Raw genomic sequence first — 21140 nt, 5'->3', positions numbered from 1 at the left:
CGGTGACCAGCACCTCGCCCGCGCCGACGCCGGCCCCGCCCACCGGGCGGCGGCCGGCGTCGGCGCGGCGACGCGCGCTCGGGCTCGTCGTGTGCGTCGTGGCGCTCGTCGTCGCGTGCCTCCTGTCGGTGTCCTTCGGCTCGCGCGTCGTCGGCTGGTCCGACGTCGTCGCGGGCCTCCTGCACCCCGACCCGGACGACATCGCGCAGGCCGCCGTGGCGTCCCGGGTCCCGCGCACGGTCCTCGGGCTCCTCGTCGGCGCCGCGCTCGGCCTGGCCGGCGCGGTGATGCAGGGCCTCACGCGCAACCCGCTCGCCGACCCCGGCATCCTCGGCGTCAGCTTCGGGGCCTCGCTGTTCGTCGTCGTCGGCATCGCGTGGTTCGGCCTGTCCACGCTCACGGGCTACGTCTGGGTGGCGTTCGCGGGCGCGGGCGCCACCATGGCGCTCGTCTACGCCGTCGGCTCCGCCGGGCGCGGCGGTGCGACCCCGCTCAAGCTCGCGCTGGCGGGCGCGGCCGTGACGGCCGCGGTGTCGTCGATGATCAGCATGGTGCTGCTGACCCGCACCGACGTGCTCAACACCTTCCGGTTCTGGCAGGTCGGGTCGCTCGGCCGCGCCGACACGAGCGCCATCCTCACGATCCTGCCGTTCCTCCTGGTCGGCGGCGTGCTGGCCGTCGCGGTCGCGCGCGGCCTCGACGCGCTCGCGCTCGGCGACGACCTCGCCACGGGGCTCGGCCAGCACACCGGCACGGTGCGCGCGCTCGGCGCCCTCGCGGCCGTCCTGCTCAGCGGCGCCGCCGTCGCCGTCGCCGGCCCCATCGCCTTCATCGGCCTGGTGATGCCGCACCTCGCGCGCGGGTTCACCGGCCCGTCGCACCGCTGGGTGCTCCCCTACGCGGCCCTGTTCGGGGGCGTGCTGCTCGTGGGCGCCGACGTGCTCGGCCGCGTCGTCGCCCGCCCGCAGGAGCTGGAGGTCGGGATCATGACGGCCCTGCTCGGTGCGCCCGTCCTCATCGCCATCGTGCGCCGCAGCAAGGTGCGGGAGCTGTGACCGCGGCCGCCCTGCGCCCCGGCACCCCGTCCGCGCCCGCAGCCGCCCGTGGCGTCGTCACGCCGGGCCGCCGCCGCCGCGCGCGCCGCTGGTGGACCGTCGTCGGCGTGCTCGCCGCGGCCGCCCTCGCCGTGGCCGTCGTCTCGCTCGTCGTGGGCGATCGCGTCTACCCGCTCGGGGACGTGCTGCGCGTGCTCGCCGGTCAGGACGTGCCCGGCGCGTCGTTCACCGTCGGCCGGCTGCGCCTGCCCCGCGTGCTCACCGGAGCGCTGGTCGGCGTCGCGTTCGGCACGGGGGGCGTCATCTTCCAGACCATGCTGCGCAACCCCCTCGCGAGCCCCGACATCATCGGCATCACCGCGGGTGCGAGCGCCGCCGCGGTCCTGTCCATCACGTCGCTCGGCATCGCCGGCGTCGCGGTCTCCGGCATCGCGGTGGTCGCGGGCGTCGCCGTGGCCGCGGCCATCTACCTGCTCGCGTGGCGGCGGGGCGTGCACGGCGCCCGCTTCGTGCTCGTCGGCATCGGCGTCGGCGCGATGCTGCAGTCCGTCGTGTCGTACGCCCTGACGCGCGCCAACGTCTACGACGTCGCCGACGCGCTGCGCTGGCTCAGCGGCAGCCTGAACAGCGCGTTCTGGGACGGCGTGCCCCGCCTCGCCGTCGCGGTGGGCGTCCTCCTCCCGCTGGCGCTCGTCCTGTCGCGGCGCCTGGCGGCGCTGCAGCTCGGCGACGAGCTGGCCGCGGGCCTCGGCGTGCGCCCCGACCGCGCGCGGCTCGCCCTCGTCGTCGTCGCCGTGGGCCTCATCTCCGTGGCCACGGCCACGACGGGGCCGATCGCGTTCGTCGCGTTCCTCGCCGGCCCGCTCGCGCACCGGCTCGTGCGCGGCACGGGCTCCCTGCTCGTGCCCGCCGGCCTCGTCGGCGTGCTCCTCGTGCTGCTCGCCGACCTGGTGGGGCAGCACCTCGTCGGCACGCGCTTCCCGGTCGGCGTCATCACCGGCGTCGTCGGCGCGCCCTACCTGCTCTGGCTCCTGGCCAGGTCCAACCGCTCGGGAGGCACCCTGTGAGCGCGCACCCCTCCGGACCGCACGAGCGGCCCGGGCACACCCTCGCCGTCGAGGGCGCGACCATCGGGTACGACGACCGGGTCGTCGTGCACGACCTGTCCCTCGCCGTCCCGCCGGGCAAGGTGACGATCGTCGTCGGCGCGAACGCCTGCGGGAAGTCCACGCTGCTGCGCGCGATGGCCCGCCTGCTGCGCACCCGCTCGGGACGCGTCCTGCTGGACGGCGTGCCGATCACCGACGTGCCGTCGCGCCAGGTCGCCACGGTCCTCGGGCTGCTGCCGCAGGCGCCGGTCGCCCCCGAGGGCATCGCCGTCGCCGACCTCGTCGGCCGCGGCCGCTACCCGCACCAGGGCTGGCTGCGCCGCTGGACGGCCGAGGACGACGCGATCGTCGAGGAGGCGCTCGCCGCCACCGACACGCTCGAGCTCGCGGACCGCCCGGTCGACGAGCTGTCCGGCGGGCAGCGCCAGCGCGTGTGGATCGCCATGGCGCTCGCGCAGCGCACGGACGTGCTGCTGCTCGACGAGCCGACCACGTTCCTCGACGTCGCCCACCAGGTCGAGGTCCTCGACCTGCTCACCGACCTCAACCGGCAGCGCGGCACGACCGTCGTCATGGTGCTGCACGACCTCAACCTCGCCGCCCGCTACGCCGACCACCTCGTCGCCGTGCGCGCGGGCCGCCTGTACGCGCAGGGCGACCCCGCCGAGGTCGTGACCGAGCAGATGGTGCGGGACGTGTTCGGCATGGAGTCGCGCGTCGTGCCGGACCCGGTGGCCGGCTCGCCGCTCGTGCTCCCGCTCGGGCGCCACCACGGCGGCCCGCGCCGCCCCGGGGACGACCGGCCCGTCGCGCTGCCCGCCGACGGCGGGGCGGTGGCCCACGGCGTGCCCTGACCCGCCCGGGCACGCGACGAGGGCGGCCACCCTGCCGGGTGGCCGCCCTCGTGCACGTCGGGGGCCGCGCGGCCCCGCCGGTGCTCCGCGTCAGCGCGGCTGGTACGGCGAGACGACGACCTCGATGCGCTGCAGCTCCTTGAGGTCCGAGTAGCCGGTCGTCGCCATGGCGCGGCGCAGCGCGCCGATGAGGTTGAGCGTGCCGTCGGCGGTGTGGCCCGGGCCGAACAGGATCTGCTCGAGCGACCCGGAGGTGCCGACGTGCACCCGCTCACCCCGCGGCAGCTGCGGGTGGTGCGCCTCGGGGCCCCAGTGGTAGCCGCGCCCGGGGGCCTCCTCGGCGCGGGCCAGCGCGGCACCCAGCATGACCGCGTCGGCGCCGCACGCGATGGCCTTCACGAGGTCGCCCGAGCGCCCCACGCCGCCGTCGGCGATGACGTGCACGTACCGGCCGCCGGACTCGTCCAGGTAGTCCCGGCGCGCGGCCGCGACGTCCGCGACGGCCGTCGCCATGGGCGCGTGGATGCCGAGCGACAGGCGCGTGGTGTGCGCCGCTCCCCCGCCGAACCCGACCAGGACGCCGGCGGCGCCCGTGCGCATGAGGTGCAGCGCCGCGGTGTACGTCGAGGCACCGCCGACGATGACGGGCACGTCGAGCTCGTAGATGAAGCGCTTGAGGTTGAGCGGCTCGGCCCGGCCGGACACGTGCTCGGCCGACACCGTGGTGCCGCGGATGACGAAGAGGTCGACCCCGGCGTCGACGACCGTCCGCCAGTGCTCCTGCGTGCGCTGCGGGCTGAGCGCCCCCGCCACGGTCACGCCGGCGTCGCGCACCTCCTGGATGCGCGCGCGGATGAGCTCGGGCTTGATCGGCTCGCCGTAGATCTCCTGCATCCGCACGGTCGCGCGGGGCGCGTCGAGGGACGCGATCTCCTCGAGCAGCGGCGTGGGGTCCTCGTACCGCGTCCACAGCCCCTCGAGGTCGAGGACGCCGACGCCCCCGGCCCTGCCCAGGGCGACGGCCGTGGCGGGGCTCACGACGGAGTCCATCGGCGCCGCGAGGACCGGCAGGTCGAAGTGGTAGGCGTCGATCTGCCAGCCGAGCGAGACCTCCTCGGGGTCACGCGTGCGGCGCGAGGGCACCACCGCGATGTCGTCGAAGGAGTACGCCCGCCGGCCGCGCTTTCCGCGCCCGATCTCGATGTCGCTGCTCACCGGACGAGCCTACCGGCGCGCGCGCACCCGCCCGCGCACGCGCCGAGCGGGTCAGCGACCCGTGTAGTTCGGGGCCTCGACGGTCATCTGGATGTCGTGCGGGTGGGACTCCTTGAGCCCCGCCGGCGTGATGCGGATGAACTTCCCGCGCTCCTGCAGCTGCGGCACCGTGTGCGCGCCGACGTAGAACATCGACTGGTGCAGACCGCCGACGAGCTGGTGCGCGACCGCGGACAGCGGGCCGCGGTACGGCACCTGGCCCTCGATGCCCTCGGGCACGATCTTCTCGTCGGTGGTGACGTCGGCCTGGAAGTAGCGGTCCTTGGAGTACGAGACGCGCCCGCGCGAGGCCATGGCGCCCAGCGAGCCCATGCCGCGGTAGTGCTTGTACTGCTTGCCGTTGACGAAGACGAGGTCGCCGGGCGACTCGTCGCAGCCCGCGAGCAGCGAGCCGAGCATGACCGTGTCCGCGCCGGCCACGAGCGCCTTGGCGATGTCGCCCGAGTACTGCAGGCCCCCGTCGCCGATGACCGGCACCCCCGCGGGCCGGCACTCCTGCGCCGCGTCGTAGATCGCGGTGACCTGCGGGACGCCGACGCCCGCCACGACGCGCGTCGTGCAGATGGACCCGGGGCCGACGCCGACCTTGACCGCGTCCGCGCCCGCCTCGACGAGCGCGCGGGCGCCCTCGCGGGTCGCCACGTTGCCGCCGATCACCTGCACGTGCGCCGTGCCCGGGTCGGACTTGAGCCGGCGCACCATGTCGAGCATGAGCCGCGCGTGCCCGTTCGCCGTGTCCACGACGAGCACGTCGACGCCCGCCTCGACGAGCGCGGTGGCCCGCTCCCAGGCGTCACCGAAGAAGCCGATCGCGGCGCCCACCACGAGGCGCCCGTCGGCGTCCTTGGTCGCGTACGGGTACTGCTCCGACTTGACGAAGTCCTTGACCGTGATGAGGCCGACGAGCTTGCCCGCGGGGTCCACCAGCGGCAGCTTCTCGACCTTGTGCTTGGCGAGCAGCGCCGCGGCGTCGTCCCGGGCGATGCCCACGGGCGCCGTGACCAGCGGCATGGACGTCATCACGTCCCGCACGCGCCGCGTCTCGAACTCGCCGGCCGGCACGAACCGCAGGTCGCGGTTGGTGATGATGCCGAGCAGGCGGTTCTCGTCGTCGACGACCGGCAGGCCCGACACGCGGTACATGCCGCACAGCCGGTCGAGCTCCGCGAGCGTCGCGTCCGGCGACACGGTGACCGGGTCGCTGACCATGCCGGACTCGCTGCGCTTGACGCGGTCGACGTGGTGGGCCTGATCCGCGATGGACAGGTTGCGGTGCACGATGCCGACGCCGCCCTGGCGGGCCATGGCGATCGCCATGCGCGCCTCGGTCACGGTGTCCATCGCCGCGGAGACCAGCGGCACGCGGACCGAGATCTCGCGCGTGAGCCGCGAGGTCGTGTCGACCTCGCTGGGGATCACGTCCGTCTCTCCGGGAAGGAGGAGGACGTCGTCGTAGGTGAGCCCGATCCGTGAGAACGGGTCGGCCGGGGCGCCGTGTACCTGCTCCGTCATCCGTCCAGGATAGGGCCCCGTGCGCGCGTACCGGGCCGGGCCGCGACGACGACGGACCGGCACGGACGAGGTCCGTACCGGTCCGTGGGACGCGCCGTGCTCAGTCGATGATGCCGCGCCGCAGGCCGATCGCGACGGCCTGCGCACGGTCGGACGCGCCCAGCTTGCGGAACAGGCGCCGCGCGTGCGTCTTCACGGTGTCCTCGGACAGGAACAGCTCCTGGCCGATCTGCGCGTTGGACCGCCCGTTGCTCATGCCGACGAGGACCTCGATCTCGCGCTTGGTCAGCGCCGGTGCACCCTCGACCGGGCGCGACCCGACCGGTGCCTCGACGCGTGCGGGGTGCGACTCCTGCAGCGGGGGCACGGGGTGCGGCACGGCGCCCGCGCCGGCGTGCGCCGCGGGCCCACCGGTCGGGGACGGGCTCGCCTGCACGTGCGCGGCCACCGCGGCCAGCTCGGCGCGTCCCACGTCGGGCGCGAGGAAGCCGCGCGCCCCGAGCGCCAGCGCACGGTCGAGCGCCTCGCCGTCCTCCGGCCCGGCGAGCAGCACGACCGCCGCGGCGGGCGCGACGGCGCGCAGCCGGCGGATCGCCTCGGCCGGGCCGGCGCCGGGCAGGTGCGCGTCGAGCAGGACCACCGTGGGGGCGATCCGCCGGGCGAGCGCGACGAGCTCGTCGGCCGTGGCGGCGGCTCGCACCGGTGCGAGTGACGGCACCCCGATCGACGTCACGACGAGCCGTTCCCTGACGGTCGCCGAGCCGTGGCACACCACGACTCCTGCCATGTGATCCTCCTCGCGCGGGCCGGTCAGCCTCACGGCGTATCGGCGTCAACGGTGCGTCACGTTAGCCCCGCAGAAGGACCAGTGAACCGCGCCCGCACCGTTTCCTCCCGCTTGGGAATCCCCACGTGGTATGCGATCACGCGTTCGGGTGCGTCGCCGTTACTGGACGGTCACTTCGGTCACACCGGCGACGACTCGCCGACCGCCGCGAGCGCCTCGTGCAGCAGGCCCACGAACGTCCGGGCGCGGTGCACCGAGCGGTCGAGCGGGACCCGCTCGGCGGCCGTGTCGGCGACCATCACGTACTGCGGCAGGTCCGGGCGCTCCTGCGCCAGGCGTGCCACCACCGACAGGTCGGGCGCCGGCCCCTCGGCCACCGTCACCACGGCGCGCGCCCGTGTCATGACGGCGAGCTCGCCCGCGTGCCGCGTCGAGACGGGACCGCCCACGAGGCGGGCGTCGACGCCACCGCCGACGAGCGCCGCCGCGAGCGCGTGGACCACCAGGGGCCGCGGCTCCCCGGGCACCGGCAGGACCAGGACGACGGGTGCGCCCGGCGCGGGCTCCTGCGCGGTGTGCGCGCGGAGCGCACCCAGGGCGGCGGCCGCCAGCGTGGCGTAGGCGTCGACGCCGGGCCGCTCGACGACCGTGCGCCGGGCGAGCGCGCGCATCGCCGGCTCGACGAGCCCGGTCCACCAGCCGGCGACGCCGTCCGGGGCCGTCACGGCGAGCAGCCCGGCGCACCGGTCCGCGCGGCCGGCCAGGGCGGCGTCGACCACGGCGACGACGGCGGCCGCGGTGCTCGGGGTCACGCCGGTGCGCGCCTCGACGGCGGCGCGGGAGCCGGCGCCGTCGGAGGCGCCGTCGCCCGCCGTCCCCCGGCCGGCGCCGTCGGCGTGGTCCGCTGTGCCCGACCCGCCGCCGGGGAGCCGTCCAGTGACGTCGGTGCTCGTGGGGAACGCGGGAGCCGCGGCGTCGGGGTCGGACGAGAGCGCCAGGCGCGCCGCCTCGCCGGGCGCGACGCCCTCGATGGTGAGGCGGCGCATGACGAGCAGCCGGTCGAGGTCGCGCGGGCTGTACCGGCGGTGCGCACCGGCCGAGTGCTCGGACGGCCCCAGCCCGTAGCGCCGGTCCCACGTGCGGAGCGTCGCGGGGGCGACGCCGAGCCGGCGCGCCACGGCGGCGACGGTGAGCGGCGCCGCTCCCGGTGCGGCCGCCTCGCGGTCGGGGGCCTCCTCGGCCTGGTCCCCCGCTGCCGCGTCCTCGACCGCCGTGCCCCGCGCGACCGACGACGCCGGGTCGCCCGTCGTCGCGTCGTACGGCTCGGTCATGGCGCGATTCTGCCAGCCGCGGGCTCGGTGCGGCGCGGTAGGACGCGTTGCTGCGGCACGCCCGCGGAGCTGGAGCGGTTGACGCGGAACCGCGCCAGGCGTCACCTCCCGACGACGTCCGCACGGATAGGCGCCACCTGGGCCGACACCGACGGCGAACTACCACACGATTGCGGGTCCGCCGTCCAGATCGTTGCAGCAGATCGATTCATCACAAGGGCCTTGAACAACTTCTGGCGCGGTTGTACGGTTACGGCACATCGCGGGAACGCGCCACCGGAACAGGGACCCGGTCCCGACCAGGCGCGCGACGCAGCAGCTTCCGTCCAGGTGGTCACCACCGGGGACGTCGTTCGAGGAGGAGCACCATGGCCGAGATCTCGCGTCTGCCCGGACCGGTGATGGACCTGTGGGAGTGGCAGTTCGACGGCGCGTGCCGCGACGCCGACCAGGACCTCTTCTTCCACCCCGAGGGTGAGCGCGGGTCGGCCCGCCGTCGCCGGGCCGAGGCGGCCAAGGCCATCTGCGCGTCCTGCCCCGTGCTCAACGAGTGCCGCGAGCAGTCCCTCGCCGTGCGCGAGCCGTACGGCGTGTGGGGCGGCCTGTCGGAGGACGAGCGCGCCGCCGTCCTCGCCGAGCGCGCCGGGCGCCGCGTCATGGCCTGACCGTCCGACCAGGACCGTCCGACCCGACCGCCCCGGAACGGTCGTCGCTCGAGGATGAGCGACGGCGGTTCCGGGGCGGTCGTGCGTCCGGACCCGGCGCGCCGGCAGGCGGTCGGGCGCATCCGCCGGACGCACGAGAGCCCCCTCCCGTCGGGAGGGGGCTCTCGTGGTCACCGGGCGTCGCCCGGCATGGTCGTCGCTGGGTCAGCCGACGATCGCGAGCACGTCGCGCGCGGAGAGGATCAGGTAGTCCTCGCCGGCGTACTTGACCTCGGTGCCGCCGTACTTGGAGTAGATGACCTTGTCACCCACGGCCACGTCGAGCGGGACGCGGTTGCCCTTGTCGTCGATGCGACCCGGGCCCACCGCCAGGACCTCGCCCTCCTGGGGCTTCTCCTTGGCGCTGTCCGGGATCACGAGGCCGGACGCGGTCGTCGTCTCGGCCTCGAGGGTCTTGACGACGATGCGGTCCTCGAGGGGCTTGATGGAGACCGACACAGGCGGACCTCCCCTTCGCATGAGTTGTTCTGCAGCGGAATGTCTGGGCCCGTGCCGTCGCGGCCGCCGTCGTCGCGGGAGCCGGGACCGCTGGCACGGTTGGCACCCTCACCAGGAGAGTGCCAGTTCCTCACTCTAGGAACCGGTTAGCACTCGGTCAACCGGAGTGCCAGCGTGGCGGCGCACCCGGGGGACGCCCGCGGGCCGTCGGCGTGGCAGGCTGGGCGCGTGGACGACGCCGCGCTGGCCAAGCTCCTGCACCCCGAGGGGTGGGCCCTGCTGCAGGCCCTGCCCCCCTACGACGAGCGCCTGGCCCTCCCCCTGGCCGAGCGGCTGCAGCGCGAGGGCCTCGACGCCGGCCTCGTCGCCGCCGCGCTCACGCAGTCGCGCCTGCGCGCGAAGGCCCGCGGCAAGCTCGGCGACTTCGCCGACGGCATGCTCTTCACCCCCGACGGCCTCGAGCAGGCGACGCGGCTCGAGGTGGCCGCGCACCACGCCCGCCGCTTCCGTGACGCCGGGTGCGTGTACGTCGCCGATCTGACGTGCGGGCTCGGCGCCGACGCGCTGGCCCTGGCCGGGGTCGGCCTGCGCGTCGTCGCGACCGACGTGGACGAGACGACGGCGGCCCTCGCGACCGTCAACCTGCGTGCCTTCCCCGAGGTCGAGGTCCGGCACGGCGACGGCCTGGCGCTCGACCTGGTCGCCGAGGGTGTCGACGGCGTGTGGGCCGACCCGGCCCGGCGCACCGGCACCGGCCGGCGCGTCTTCGACCCCCGCGCGTACGCACCGCCGCTCGACGAGGTCCTCGCCGCGCGCGCCACGGTGCCGGCGCTGGGCCTCAAGCTCGGCCCCGGCATCGCGCACCGCGACCTGCCGGTCGACGCCGAGGCCCAGTGGGTGTCGGTCGACGGCGACGTCGTCGAGGTCGGGCTGTGGTTCGGCCCGCTGGCCCCCGACGGCCCGGGGCGCACGGCGCTGGTGCTGCGCGGCGGCGTGCCGCACACGCTGCGCGGCGACCCCGACGGCGAGCACCACGCGCCCCCCGTCGGCCCCGTCGGCGCCTACCTGTACGAGCCCGACGGCGCCGTGATCCGCGCGGGGCTCGTCGGCACCGTCGCCCAGCGGGTGCGCGGACGGCTCGTCGACCCCACGATCGCCTACGTGACCGCCGACGCCCTCACCCCCGACCCGCTGGCCACCGCGTACCGGGTCCTCGACGAGATGCCGTTCGGGCTCAAGCGCCTGCGCACCTACCTCCGCGAGCGCGGGGTCGGGCGGCTGACCATCAAGAAGCGCGGCACCGCGGTCGTGCCCGAGACGCTGCGGCGCCAGCTGGACCTGCGCGGGTCCGCCGAGGGCACGGTGGTGCTCACGCGCGTCGCCGGGCACCAGCGCGTGCTGGTCGTGGAGCCGGTCTGATGGCCGCCCCCGTCCCCCTGCCCTTCGCCCGCTCCGAGCGCTCGACCGTCGGGATCGAGTGGGAGGTCGCGCTCGTCGACGTCGACTCGGGCGACCTGCGGCAGGCCGCGCAGGCGATCTTCGAGGCCGTGCGGCCGGCCGACGGCACCGACCACCCGCACATCACGTCCGAGCTGCTGATGAACACGGTGGAGGTCTCGTCCGGCAAGTGCCGCACCGTCGGCGAGGCCGGTGCGGACCTGCGGCGCGCTCTCGACGAGGTGAGCGCGGCCGCCGAGCCGCTGCGCATCGAGGTCATGGGCGGCGGGACGCACCCGTTCGCCAACTGGGCCACGCAGCGCGTCACCGACAAGGAGCGGTACGCGACGCTCATCGACCGCACGCAGTGGTGGGGCCGGCAGATGCTCATCTACGGCGTGCACGTGCACGTGGGCATCGAGGACCGCGCCAAGGTCCTGCCGCTGCAGCGGGCGATGCTCACGGTCCTCCCGCACATCCAGTCGCTGTCCGCGTCGTCGCCGTTCTGGGCCGGCAAGGACACCGGGTACGCGTCGAACCGCGCCCTGCTCTTCCAGCAGCTGCCGACGGCGGGCCTGCCGCCGCAGCTGGGTGCGTGGTCCGAGCTCGAGCAGTACGTCGGCGACATGATGCACGTGGGCGTGATCGACCAGGTCGACGAGGTGCGCTGGGACGTGCGGCCGTCGCCGCGGTTCGGGACGCTCGAGATGCGCATCGCGGACGGCGCCACGAACCTCCTCGAGGTCACGGCGATCTCGGCGCTGACGCACTGCTTCGTCGAGCACTTCTCGTCCCTGCTCGACGCGGGCCACGAGCTGCCGGCGATGCCGCCCTGGTTCGTGCAGGAGAACAAGTGGCGCTCGGCGCGCTACGGCATGGACGCGATCGTCATCACCGACGGCGCCGGCGAGGAGGAGCTGGTCACGGACTCGGTCGGCTCCTGGCTCACGACGCTCGCCCCCGTCGCCGAGCGCCTCGGCTGCGCCGAGGAGCTCGAGCAGGTCCGGGTGATCCTGCGCCGCGGCGCCTCCTACCAGCGCCAGCGCGCGGTCGCCCGCCGGCACGCGGGCGAGCTCGAGCCGGTGGTGCGCTCGCTGCTGGCGGAGATGCGCGCCGGCCGCCCGGTCTGACCCGAGTACCCCGCGCGCACCGCTGCCCCGCCGGACCGATCGCCACCGCTGCGGTGGATGGGCACTCGCCGGTGCGGTGCGTGCGGAGGCGGCGGGCTGGGCGGACGGTCGCGTGGCGCGGGGGCGCGGGTCAGACGAGGACCTGCGTGAGGGGCATCGTGGAGTCGACCGGCAGGTCCAGCGGCGACGGCGGCAGGCCGCGGCGGACGACGGCCGCCCCGAGCGCCGCGATCATCGCACCGTTGTCGGTGCAGTAGCGGATCGGCGGGATGCGCAGCGTGATGCCGGCCTCCGCGCAGCGCTGCGCGGCCATGTCCCGCAGCTGGGAGTTGGCGGAGAACCCGCCCCCGACCACGAGCGTGTCGACGCCCTCGCGCCGGCAGGCGGCGATCGTCTTGGCGGTCAGCACGTCGGCGACGGCGGCGGCGAACGACGCGGCGACGTCGGGCAGCGGCACGGGCTCGCCGGCGTCCTGCCGGGCCTCGACCCAGCGTGCGACGGCGGTCTTGAGGCCGGAGAACGAGAAGTCGGTCGCGTGCTTCGCCTGGTCCTTGGGCGCGGTCAGGCCGCGCGGGAAGCGGATCGCCTCCGGGTCCCCCTCGCGCGCGAGGCGGTCGATGTGCGGGCCACCCGGGTACGGCAGCCCGAGCAAGCGGCCCACCTTGTCGAACGCCTCCCCCGCCGCGTCGTCGAGCGTCGAGCCGAGCTCGGTGACCTGCACCGTGTCGTCGATGCGCAGCAGCGACGAGTGGCCGCCGGACACGACGAGGGCGAGGACGCGCTCGGGGAACGGCCCGTCGACGAGCTCGTCGACGACCGCGTGCCCGATGACGTGGTTGACGCCGTACAGGGGCGTGCCGAGGCCCACGGCGAGCGCCTTGGCCGCGGCCGCGCCGATGGTCAGCGGGCCGACCAGCCCGGGGCCGGCGGTGACGGCGACCGCGTCCACGTCGGCGAGCGTCACGCCCGCGGTGGACAGCGCGCGCTCGATGGTCGGGACCATGGCCTCGAGGTGGGCGCGCGAGGCGATCTCGGGGATGATCCCGCCGAACCGCGCGTGCTCGTCGACCGAGCTGGCGACGGCGTCGACCAGCAGGTCGTAGCCACGGACCAGGGCGACGCCGGTCTCGTCGCAGGACGTCTCGATCCCGAGGACGAGGGGCTCGCTCACGGTGACCAGGATAGGCGCCCGCGGGCCGCGGCCCGGACGCCGCCGCCCGGGAGGGCCGGGCACGCGGGCCCGCCTGTGACGACAGCCACCCCGCCACGCGAGATCGATGCGTGTGCATCGACCGTTGGGACGGGCATGACCAGCACCGACCTCGCCGACGACCTCGCCGCGCTCGCACCCGACCTCCGGGGAATCGACGCGCAGGTGGCCGACCGCCTGTTCCGCGACGCCCGCACCGTGGGACGGTTCCTCGACCGCGACGTCCCCGACGCGCTCGTGCGCGAGGTCCACGACGTCGTCCGCTGGGGGCCGACCGCCCTCAACACCGTCCCGCTGCGCCTCCTGCTCGTCCGCAGCCCGCAGGGGCGAGCCCGCCTGGCCACGCACATGTCCGAGGGCAACCGCGAGCGCGTGCTCGCCGCCCCGCTGACGGTCGTCGTCGCCGCGGACGCCGACTTCCACCAGCACATGAGCCGGCTCACGCCGCACGCCGCCCACCTGGCCGACGTCTTCGCGGCCGACCCGCAGGGCCGTGAGCGCGCAGCGCGCGACAACACGTGGCTGCAGGCCGGCTACCTCGTCGTGGGCCTGCGGGCGGCCGGGCTCGGCGTCGGTCCGATGGGCGGCTTCGACCCGGCCGGCATCGACGACGACCTGCTCGCCGGGACCGGCTGGCGCAGCCTCCTGGTGCTCAACGTGGGCTGGCCCGACGGCCCGGGCACGCACCACGCCCGCGCCCCGCGGCTCGAGTGGGACGAGGTCGCGCGCACCGTCTGACGCGCGCGCCGCGGCACCCCGACCGGCTGCGCTCGCCGCGGCACCCCGACCGGCCGGTGGCCGTCCCGCGCTCAGCGCCCGACGGCCACCGGCCGGTCCGCGTCGTGGGACCACTGCGACCAGGAGCCGGGGTACAGCGCCGCGTCGACGCCCAGCGTCGCGAGCGCGGCGACCTCGTGCGCGGCCGTGACGCCCGAGCCGCAGTAGACGCCGACCCGCCGGCCCGCGTCCGCGGGCGGGACGCCGAGCGCCGCGAACCGCGCCGCGAGGGCGTCGGCCGGCAGGAAGCGCCCGTCGGCACCGAGGTTGCCGGTCGTCGGCGCGCTCACCGCGCCGGGCACGTGCCCGGCCCGCGGGTCGACGGGCTCGCTCTCCCCGGCGTACCGCTCGACCGCGCGCGCGTCGAGCAGCACGCCGTCGGCGGCGAGCGCGGCGGCACCGTCGGCGTCGACGGTCGGCAGCCGGTCCGCCACGAGCACGACGTCGCCGCGCTGCGGCACGACCTCCCCCGCCTCGAGGGCGTGCCCGGCGCCCGCCCACGCGGCGAGGCCGCCGTCGAGCAGCCGCACGTCGCGCACCCCGGCCCAGCGCAGCAGCCACCAGGCGCGCGCCGCGGACGTCCCGCCGCCCGCGTCGTACACGACCACGGCCTGCCCCTGGCGCAGCCCCCACCGCCGGGCGGCCCGCTCCAGGTCCGCGAGCGCGGGCAGCGGGTGCCGCCCCGCGGCCGCGCTCGCCGGCGCCGCCAGCTCGGTGTCGAGGTCGACGTAGACCGCGCCCGGCACGTGTCCCGCGTGGTGCTGCTCGCGCCCGTCGGTGCGGCCCAGCGCCCAGCGGACGTCGAGCAGGGCGGGTGGGGCGTCGCCGGCGAGCAGGGCAGCGAGCTCGTCGGCGTCGACGAGCACGCCGCGGCGCAGCTCGGCGCGGTCGGCGGGCACACGCCCGGGCGCGGGGGTCGGGGCCTCGGTCATCGCGTCCTCCTCGTCGGGTGCGGGCGGCCGGGGTGGCCGGAGCGCGAGCGCTCAGCGCGCGCGCAGGTCCCGCCGCATGGTCCAGGCGTCGGCGTTCTCCGGCTGGTAGTAGCCGCGCCGGCGGCCGAGCCGCGTGAAGCCCAGGCTCTCGTACAGGTGGATCGCCGGGTCGTTGTCGACGCGGACCTCCAGCAGGGCCGCCGCGGCGCCCGCGGTGCGCGCGGCGTCGAGCAGGTGGACGAGCATCCGGCGGGCGATGCCGCGGCCCTGGTGGGCGGCGTCCGTGCCGACCGTCATCACCTGCACGTCGTACCCGTCGAACCAGGTGCCCGCGTACCCCACGAGCCGGCCGTCGGGCAGCACCGCGCCGACGTAGGTGCGCCCGGGCCCCGTGATCTCCTCCCGCAGCGACTGCGGCGACCACGCGGCCGCGCCGAACAGCTCGACCTCCATGCGGGCGAGGTCGGGGAGGTCGTCGGCCGTGAGCGGCCGCACCGTGACGCCGCCGTCCGCGGGCGTGCCCGCGGTCGTGCCCGGTGCGGCCTCGCTCACGCCAGCACCCGCTTGCGCGCCGTCGGCGGCTGCGCGTCGGGACGGCGCAGGTACAGGGGCTCGCTCGGCAGGTCCTGCCCGGCGGCGGACCGCTGCTGCGCCAGGCGCACGAGGTGGATCGGGCTCGGCGAGCGGAGGCCGGGCGCCGACGCCAGCCGCGGGTCGGCCGCGCCGAGCACGTCGGGGTACAGGTCGCGGCCCGCGCCGAGCACGACGTCGGCGGGCGCGCGCGGCACGTCGGCCGGGGCCGCCACGTCCGGACCGGCGACGGGCACGGCGACACCGTCGCGCACCTCGTAGCGCGCCCAGTACACCTCGCGACGGCGGGCGTCGGTGACGACGAGCAGCGTCTCCCCCTCCTCGACGTGGTCGGCCGCGGCGGCGGCGAGGGCGTCGAGGCTCGGCACGCCGAGCACGGGCACCCCCAGCGCCAGCCCGAGGACGCGCGCCGTCACCAGCCCGACGCGCAGGCCCGTGAAGGGGGCCGGGCCGGTCCCCACGACGACGGCCTCGAGGTCGCCCGTGGCCACGCCCTCGCGCGTCAGCAGCTCGTGCACGAGCGGCGCGAGCTGCTCCACGTGCCGGCGCGGGGTGTCGTCGGCGAGCTCGGCGCCCGCCCCGTTCGCGCGGACGAGGCCGACGGCGACGTCGTCCGACGTGTCGATGCCCAACCAGGTCACGCGTCCTCCTCCGTCGTCGCCGGTGCGCCGGGCAGCGCGACGCCCCGCCACCGCTCCCCCACGGCGTGCACCGTGAGCACCCGCTCACCCGCCGCCGCGTCCTGCACGTCGTCGTCCGCGCCGAGCCCGCCGTGCGGCCGCTCCAGGCGCACCTCGAGCCGGTCCTCGGCGAGCGGCTCGACCCAGCCCTCGCCCCACTCGACCACGGTCACGGCCTCCTCGAGGCTCGCGTCCAGGTCGAGCGCCTCGACCTCGTCGAACGACCCCAGCCGGTACGCGTCCACGTGCACCAGCGCGGGCCCGCGCGTGCCGTCGGGCCGCGCCAGCGGCGGGTGCTCGCGCGCGATGACGAACGTGGGCGACGCGACCTGGCCGCGCACGTGCAGCCCGGCACCGAGGCCCTGGGTCAGCGTGGTCTTGCCCGCGCCGAGGTCGCCGGACAGCACGACGAGGTCGCCCGCGCGCAGCAGGCCCGCGAGCGCGCGCCCCCAGGCGCGGGTGGCGTCGGCGTCGGGCAGGCGGACGACGTGGTCGGGTGCGCTCACGCGCCGGCCCCCGTGGTGTGCGCGTGCGTCGTCGCGGTCGCCGGCGGCTCGCCGTCCCGCTCCCCGTCCCGCTCGCCGTCGACGTACGAGCGCGGCACCCGCCCGCCGACGCGCGTGACGATCTCGTACGAGATGGTCCCGGCAGCGTCGGCCCAGTCCTGGGCCGTCGGCTCGCCGTGGGTGCCCGGGCCGAACAGCACGACACGGTCGCCCGGGACCTCGCGGGCACCGGGCCCGAGGTCGACGACGACCTGGTCCATGCACACCCGCCCGGCGACGCCGAGCCGGCGGCCCCCGACCTGGAGCGGCCCGCCGGGCCGGTCCTGCGTGCCGGACGCGTGCCGGGGCACCCCGTCGGCGTAGCCGACGGGCACGACGCCGAGCACGGTGTCGTGCGGCACGACGTACTGGTGCCCGTACGACACGCCCGACCCCGCGGGCACGGGCTTGACCGTCGCCAGCTCCGCCTCGAACGTCATGGCCGGCACGAGCCCGAAGGACTCGGGGCCGGCGACCTGCGGCACGGGCGAGAGCCCGTACACGCTGATCCCGGGCCGCACGAGGTCCCAGTGCAGCGCCGGCGCCGTGAGCGTCGCGGCCGCGTTCGCGAGGTGCCGCACCTCGAGGCACACGCCGGCGCGCTCGACGGCCGCGACGGCCTGCGCGAAGGCGGCGGCCTGCGCGCGCACCGTCGGGTGCCCCGGGTCGTCCGCGAAGGCCAGGTGCGACCACACGCCGACGACGTCGACGACGCCCTCGGCCTCGAGCGCACGCGCCGCGGCGAGCACCCCGGACAGCTGCCCCGGGACCAGCCCGTTGCGGCTCAGGCCCGTGTCGACCTTCAGGTGCACGCGGGCGGTGCGGCCCGCGGCCCGCGCGCCGGCGGCGACCTCGTCGAGCGCCCACGGCGCCGCGACCGACAGGTCGACGTCCGCCTCCACGGCCTCGCGCAGCGGCGCCCCCGGGGCGTACAGCCACGCGAGGACGCGCACGCCCGTGACGCCGGCGCGGCGCAGGTGCAGGGCCTCGCCCACCTGTGCCGTGCCGAGCCACGTGGCCCCGCCCTGCACGGCCGCGAGCGCGCTGGGCACGAGGCCGTGCCCGTACGCGTCGGCCTTGACGACGGCCATGACCTGCGCCGTCGGTGCGTGGGCTGCGAGGGAGCGGATGTTGCGCCGTACCGCGCCGAGGTCGACGACCGCGCGCGCCGGGAAGTCGTTCACGGGCGCCAGTCTCTCACCGTGCCGGGGCGGTGCCGGTGCGCCGCGACCCGCGTCGTGCGGAGGTGCGGGACCGCGCGACCCGGGCGCGCGCGTGGTGCGCGGCGCCGCCTCACCCCAGCAGGTCCGGCGCGACCACGAGGTCGGCCCGCGCGGCACCGGCGGCGACGAGCCGCGCGTTGGCCTCGTCGGGGCCGGTGGACCACGCCCGGGCGGCGTCGGGCGACTTGCCGAACCGCTCGTGCCGCGCGGCGAGGCGGGCGAGGCGCACGGCGTCGTCCGGCGCGAGGAACCACGACTCGTCCAGCAGCGCGGCGACGGGGCCGAAGCCGTGCGCGTCGAGCAGGAGGTAGTTGCCCTCGACCACGACCAGCGGGACCTCGGCCGGCACCTCGATCGCGCCCGTGACGCCGTGCCGCAGCTCGCGCCGGTACTCGGGCGCCCAGACCGTGCGCCCCGCCTCGGGCGTGCGCAGGCGCCGCAGCAGCGCTACCCAGCCGTCCGCGTCGAACGTGTCGGGCGCCCCCTTGCGGTCGGCGCGGCCGAGTCGTTCGAGCGTGCTCTGCGCGAGGTGGAAGCCGTCCATCGGCACGACGACGCACCGGCCGGCGTACGCGGCCGCGACCTGCGCCGCGAGCGTCGACTTGCCCGCTCCCGGTGGGCCGGCGAGCCCGAGCAGGCGCCGGCCGCCGCGGGCCAGCAGCGCGTCGACGCGCGCGGCGAGCGCCGGGTGCAGCGCGGCCGGACGGCCCGTGGCGGACGCCCCCGCGCCGCCCCTGACCGATCCCGCGGCCTCTCCCGTGCCCTGCCCCGCGCCGGTCCCCGCGGCGTCCCCCGCGGTCACGCGCCCACCAGCGCCCGCACGACGCCCGGCACGGCGGCCGCGACCGCAGACGCGGCGACGGGGCCGCCGGGGTTGGCGGCGTGCGCGGCCCGCCCGTGCACGAGCGCGGCCAGCGCGGCGAGCGCCGCGGGCAGCGTCGGGTCCGCCACCGCGTCGGCGGAACGGCCGGCGAGCACGGCGCCCAGGACGCCGCCGAGCACGTCACCGGCACCGGCGGTCGCGAGCCACGCGGGGGCGTCCCCCTGCGCGTAGACGGCGCCGTGCGGGCCCACGACGACCGTCACGGCGCCCTTGAGCAGCACGGTCGCGCCCGTCAGGTCGTGCGCGCGGCGCGCGTGCGCGAGCGGCGCCGCCTCGACGTCGGCCCGCGCGACGTCGTCGCCGCGCGCGCGGAGCAGGGTCGCGAGCTCGCCCGCGTGCGGCGTGAGCACCACGTGCGCCGGCACGCGCTCCGGCAGCAGGTCGAGTGCGCCGGCGTCCGCGACCGCCGGCTCGCCGTGGTCGACGGCGTGGGCCAGGGCGGCGCGCACGCGGTCCCGCTGCGTCTCGTCGTCCGGTGCGACCCCCGACCCGAGCACCCACGCCTGCACGCGCCCCTCGCCGACGACGACCTCCGGGTGGGCGGCCAGCACCTGCGGTCCGGCGCCGCCGACGTACCGCACCATGCCGACGCCGGCACCCAGCGCGCCGGAGACCGACAGCACGGCCGCGCCCGGGTACGCCCCGGAGCCGGCCACGACGCCGAGCACGCCGCGGGAGTACTTCTGGGCGCTGCCGCCGGGCACGGGCCACAGGTCCGCGGCGTCGCCGGTCTCCAGCCGGGCCACCGCCGGGCGCGCGGGCAGCGTGAGGCCGATGTCCACCGTCTCGACCGCACCGGCCGCCTCCGCCGCGGGCGGCAGGAGGAGCCCCGGCTTGGCCGCACCGAAGGTCACCGTGAGGTCGGCGCGCACCACGGCCCCGGCGGCGGTCCCGTCCGCGACCCCGATCCCCGACGGGACGTCCACGGCGACCACCACGGGTCCCCCGCCCGCGGCGCGCACCCGCGCCAGCGCGTCGACGAGCTCACCGCCCGCCCCGCGCACGCCCCCGCCGCGCGCCCCGATGCCGAGCAGCCCGTCGAGGACCACGTCGGCCGAGGCGAGCAGGTCCGCCACCGCGCCGCCGCGCCCACCACCCGACGCGTCCGCCGCCCGCCCGTCGCCCGCCGGTGCGTCCCCGTCCGGCCCGTCCGCACCGACCCGGAGGGTGCGCCCGTGCGCGGCCGTGAGCGCGGCGAGCCCGCCCGCGTGCACCTGCGGCGCGGCGAGCAGCGCCGTCACGCGCGCGCCGCGCCGCGCCAGGCGCGCGCCCGCGTGCAGGGCGTCGCCCCCGTTGTTGCCGGCACCCACGAGCAGCACGACGTGCGCCCCGCCGACCCGGCCGCGCACGGCGCGCAGCACGTGGCCGGCGTGCACCGCCAGGGCGAACGCCGCGCGGTCCATGAGCGGCACCCCGGCCGCGAGCAGCGGCCGCTCAGCGGCGCGGACGTCGTCGGGGTCGAAGGAGAGCAGCACCCGACCATCCTGGCGCGCCCGCACGGGCGGTGCGACCGACGACCGCGCCCCCCGGTTCGCGCGTCTGACCCCGACCCCGGCACCGGCCCGGGATAGCGTGCGCCACATGCGCTTCGGACTCTTCATCCCCCAGGGCTGGCGGCAGGACCTCACCGGCATCGACCCCCAGCAGCACTGGCCCGTCATGCGTGGGCTCGCGCAGTGGGCCGACGCCGGCGACGCCTACGAGTCGATCTGGGTCTACGACCACTTCCACGCGGTGCCCGAGCCGAACGGCGAGGCGACGCACGAGGCGTGGACGCTCGTCACCGCGTTCGGCGCCGTGACCGACCGCGTGCGGCTCGGCCAGATGTGCACGTGCATGGGCTACCGCAACCCCGCCTACCTGGCCAAGGTGGCCGCGACGGCGGACCACGTGTCCGGCGGCCGCGTCGAGATGGGCATCGGGGCCGGCTGGTACGAGCACGAGTGGCGGGCCTACGGGTACGGCTTCCCGACCGCCGGCGAGCGCATCGGCATGCTCGACGAGGGCGTGCAGATCTTCCGCCAGCTGTGGACCGACGGTGTCGCCACGCTCGACGGCACGCACTACCAGGTCGACGGCGCCCAGCTCGCGCCGCTGCCCCTGCAGGCGGGCGGCCCGCCGCTGTGGATCGCCGGCGGCGGCGAGAAGAAGACGCTGCGCATCGCGGCCCAGCACGCGCAGTACACGAACTTCGACGGCTCGCCCGAGGGCTTCGCGCACAAGTCGCAGGTGCTGCGCGGGCACTGCGAGGCGATCGGCCGCCCGTTCGAGGAGATCACGCGCTCGGCCAACTACAACGTCGTGATCGGCCGCACGCAGGCCGAGGTCGACGACCGCCTCGCGTGGATCGCGGAGCACTACGCCGCGACGGTGCCGGCCAAGGTGGACGGCGTCGCCGAGGAGTTCCGCAACGGGCCGCTCGTCGGCACGCCGGAGCAGATCGTCGAGAAGCTGCGCGAGCTCGAGAAGCTCGGCATGACGTACGCCATCACGTACTTCGCCGAGGCGGCGTACGACCGCTCCGGCATCGAGCTGTTCGTCGACGAGGTCGTGCCGCAGCTGCGCTGACGCGCCCGCCCCGACGCCCCGGTGCCCGTCCCGCGCGGACGGCGCCGGGGCGTCGTGCGTCCCGGGCGTCGTGCGTCC

The 21140-nt window shown here is 76.8% G+C and carries 21 protein-coding genes; 8 read left to right on the top strand and 13 right to left on the bottom strand.

Annotation, left to right across the window (positions count from 1 at the left end; genetic code table 11):
- Positions 1–2: 2 nt before the first annotated feature.
- From E5225_RS04730 to E5225_RS04720, 3 genes are read left to right on the top strand one after another with little or no spacing between them, the layout of a single operon-like run.
- The gene (locus E5225_RS04730; protein WP_135973917.1) at positions 3–1055 is read left to right on the top strand and encodes a FecCD family ABC transporter permease; all 1053 of its coding nucleotides are present in this window, start codon (positions 3–5) and stop codon (positions 1053–1055) included.
- Positions 1052–2122: a FecCD family ABC transporter permease gene (locus tag E5225_RS04725; protein WP_243738281.1), complete on the top strand. Its 1071-nt coding sequence runs from the start codon at positions 1052–1054 to the stop codon at positions 2120–2122. Before E5225_RS04730 ends, E5225_RS04725 begins: the two co-directional genes overlap by 4 nt.
- Entirely contained in the window at positions 2119–3018 is a 900-nt protein-coding gene (locus E5225_RS04720; protein WP_136225322.1) for an ABC transporter ATP-binding protein, read from the top strand. Before E5225_RS04725 ends, E5225_RS04720 begins: the two co-directional genes overlap by 4 nt.
- 90 nt (positions 3019–3108) lie before the next feature.
- Here E5225_RS04720 and E5225_RS04715 read toward each other — a convergent pair whose 3' ends face one another.
- The 4 genes from E5225_RS04715 to E5225_RS04700 form a co-directional block, all read right to left on the bottom strand.
- Positions 3109–4233 carry a GuaB3 family IMP dehydrogenase-related protein gene (locus E5225_RS04715; RefSeq protein ID WP_135974793.1) on the bottom strand — a complete coding sequence of 375 codons (1125 nt, stop codon included), beginning with the start codon at positions 4231–4233 and terminating at the stop codon, positions 3109–3111.
- 51 nt (positions 4234–4284) lie between these two features.
- Positions 4285–5805: an IMP dehydrogenase gene (guaB, locus tag E5225_RS04710; protein WP_135974795.1), complete on the bottom strand. Its 1521-nt coding sequence runs from the start codon at positions 5803–5805 to the stop codon at positions 4285–4287.
- Between the two features lie 100 nt (positions 5806–5905).
- Positions 5906–6592, bottom strand: coding sequence for a helix-turn-helix transcriptional regulator (locus E5225_RS04705; protein WP_135974797.1), 687 nt, complete (start codon positions 6590–6592; stop codon positions 5906–5908).
- Positions 6593–6771: 179 nt separating this feature from the next.
- Positions 6772–7923 carry a MerR family transcriptional regulator gene (locus E5225_RS04700; RefSeq protein WP_135974799.1) on the bottom strand — a complete coding sequence of 384 codons (1152 nt, stop codon included), beginning with the start codon at positions 7921–7923 and terminating at the stop codon, positions 6772–6774.
- Positions 7924–8291: 368 nt separating this feature from the next.
- Between E5225_RS04700 and E5225_RS04695 the strand changes: the two genes are divergently transcribed.
- The gene (locus tag E5225_RS04695; RefSeq protein ID WP_135974801.1) at positions 8292–8588 is read left to right on the top strand and encodes a WhiB family transcriptional regulator; all 297 of its coding nucleotides are present in this window, start codon (positions 8292–8294) and stop codon (positions 8586–8588) included.
- 204 nt (positions 8589–8792) lie between these two features.
- On the opposite strand, the gene groES is transcribed toward E5225_RS04695, so the two are convergent.
- Complete coding sequence (groES, locus tag E5225_RS04690) at positions 8793–9086, bottom strand: co-chaperone GroES (RefSeq protein ID WP_135974803.1); 294 nt, start codon at positions 9084–9086, stop codon at positions 8793–8795.
- Positions 9087–9314: 228 nt separating this feature from the next.
- Here groES and E5225_RS04685 point away from each other — a divergent pair, with 228 nt between their 5' ends.
- Positions 9315–10505, top strand: coding sequence for a class I SAM-dependent methyltransferase (locus tag E5225_RS04685; protein ID WP_135974805.1), 1191 nt, complete (start codon positions 9315–9317; stop codon positions 10503–10505).
- Positions 10505–11653: a glutamate--cysteine ligase gene (locus E5225_RS04680; protein ID WP_135974806.1), complete on the top strand. Its 1149-nt coding sequence runs from the start codon at positions 10505–10507 to the stop codon at positions 11651–11653. The genes E5225_RS04685 and E5225_RS04680 overlap by 1 nt, the downstream gene beginning before the upstream one ends.
- Before the next feature lie 130 nt (positions 11654–11783).
- Here the strand turns inward: E5225_RS04680 and tsaD are convergent, their stop codons facing one another.
- Entirely contained in the window at positions 11784–12824 is a 1041-nt protein-coding gene (gene tsaD / locus E5225_RS04675; RefSeq protein WP_135974808.1) for a tRNA (adenosine(37)-N6)-threonylcarbamoyltransferase complex transferase subunit TsaD, read from the bottom strand.
- Positions 12825–12959: 135 nt separating this feature from the next.
- On the opposite strand from tsaD, the gene E5225_RS04670 reads away from it, so the two are divergent.
- Entirely contained in the window at positions 12960–13601 is a 642-nt protein-coding gene (locus E5225_RS04670) for a malonic semialdehyde reductase (RefSeq protein WP_135974810.1), read from the top strand.
- Positions 13602–13672: 71 nt separating this feature from the next.
- On the opposite strand, the gene E5225_RS04665 is transcribed toward E5225_RS04670, so the two are convergent.
- The 7 genes from E5225_RS04665 to E5225_RS04635 all read right to left on the bottom strand — a co-directional run bounded on the left by E5225_RS04665 (position 13673) and on the right by E5225_RS04635 (position 19969).
- Positions 13673–14572: a sulfurtransferase gene (locus E5225_RS04665; RefSeq protein WP_135974812.1), complete on the bottom strand. Its 900-nt coding sequence runs from the start codon at positions 14570–14572 to the stop codon at positions 13673–13675.
- Between the two features lie 51 nt (positions 14573–14623).
- Positions 14624–15124, bottom strand: coding sequence for a ribosomal protein S18-alanine N-acetyltransferase (gene rimI / locus E5225_RS04660; protein ID WP_243738370.1), 501 nt, complete (start codon positions 15122–15124; stop codon positions 14624–14626).
- Complete coding sequence (gene tsaB / locus E5225_RS04655) at positions 15121–15804, bottom strand: tRNA (adenosine(37)-N6)-threonylcarbamoyltransferase complex dimerization subunit type 1 TsaB (RefSeq protein ID WP_135974814.1); 684 nt, start codon at positions 15802–15804, stop codon at positions 15121–15123. The genes rimI and tsaB overlap by 4 nt, the downstream gene beginning before the upstream one ends.
- Positions 15801–16349: a tRNA (adenosine(37)-N6)-threonylcarbamoyltransferase complex ATPase subunit type 1 TsaE gene (tsaE, locus tag E5225_RS04650; protein WP_135974816.1), complete on the bottom strand. Its 549-nt coding sequence runs from the start codon at positions 16347–16349 to the stop codon at positions 15801–15803. Before tsaE ends, tsaB begins: the two co-directional genes overlap by 4 nt.
- Positions 16346–17572: an alanine racemase gene (gene alr, locus E5225_RS04645; protein WP_135974818.1), complete on the bottom strand. Its 1227-nt coding sequence runs from the start codon at positions 17570–17572 to the stop codon at positions 16346–16348. The genes tsaE and alr overlap by 4 nt, the downstream gene beginning before the upstream one ends.
- Before the next feature lie 109 nt (positions 17573–17681).
- Positions 17682–18305 carry a nucleoside/nucleotide kinase family protein gene (locus E5225_RS04640; RefSeq protein WP_135974821.1) on the bottom strand — a complete coding sequence of 208 codons (624 nt, stop codon included), beginning with the start codon at positions 18303–18305 and terminating at the stop codon, positions 17682–17684.
- A gap of 104 nt (positions 18306–18409) precedes the next feature.
- Complete coding sequence (locus E5225_RS04635; protein ID WP_136225320.1) at positions 18410–19969, bottom strand: bifunctional ADP-dependent NAD(P)H-hydrate dehydratase/NAD(P)H-hydrate epimerase; 1560 nt, start codon at positions 19967–19969, stop codon at positions 18410–18412.
- 106 nt (positions 19970–20075) lie between these two features.
- On the opposite strand from E5225_RS04635, the gene E5225_RS04630 reads away from it, so the two are divergent.
- Entirely contained in the window at positions 20076–21062 is a 987-nt protein-coding gene (locus E5225_RS04630) for an LLM class F420-dependent oxidoreductase (RefSeq protein ID WP_135973004.1), read from the top strand.
- Positions 21063–21140 lie beyond the last annotated feature (78 nt).

Origin of the sequence: Cellulomonas shaoxiangyii, from assembly GCF_004798685.1 — a bacterium.
GTDB classification, from domain to species: Bacteria; Actinomycetota; Actinomycetes; order Actinomycetales; family Cellulomonadaceae; genus Cellulomonas; species Cellulomonas shaoxiangyii.
This window is presented reverse-complemented; position numbering and strand designations above follow the sequence as displayed.

Bases quoted from the DNA above. Each gene is read 5' to 3' on its own strand.
- E5225_RS04705 (WP_135974797.1), bottom strand. From the start codon at position 6,592: ATGGCAGGAGTCGTGGTGTGCCACGGCTCGGCGACCGTCAGGGAACGG.
- E5225_RS04630 (WP_135973004.1), top strand. From the start codon at position 20,076: ATGCGCTTCGGACTCTTCATCCCCCAGGGCTGGCGGCAGGACCTCACC.
- E5225_RS04700 (WP_135974799.1), bottom strand. From the start codon at position 7,923: ATGACCGAGCCGTACGACGCGACGACGGGCGACCCGGCGTCGTCGGTC.
- E5225_RS04695 (WP_135974801.1), top strand. From the start codon at position 8,292: ATGGCCGAGATCTCGCGTCTGCCCGGACCGGTGATGGACCTGTGGGAG.
- E5225_RS04680 (WP_135974806.1), top strand. From the start codon at position 10,505: ATGGCCGCCCCCGTCCCCCTGCCCTTCGCCCGCTCCGAGCGCTCGACC.
- guaB (WP_135974795.1), bottom strand. From the start codon at position 5,805: ATGACGGAGCAGGTACACGGCGCCCCGGCCGACCCGTTCTCACGGATC.
- E5225_RS04665 (WP_135974812.1), bottom strand. From the start codon at position 14,572: ATGACCGAGGCCCCGACCCCCGCGCCCGGGCGTGTGCCCGCCGACCGC.
- E5225_RS04670 (WP_135974810.1), top strand. From the start codon at position 12,960: ATGACCAGCACCGACCTCGCCGACGACCTCGCCGCGCTCGCACCCGAC.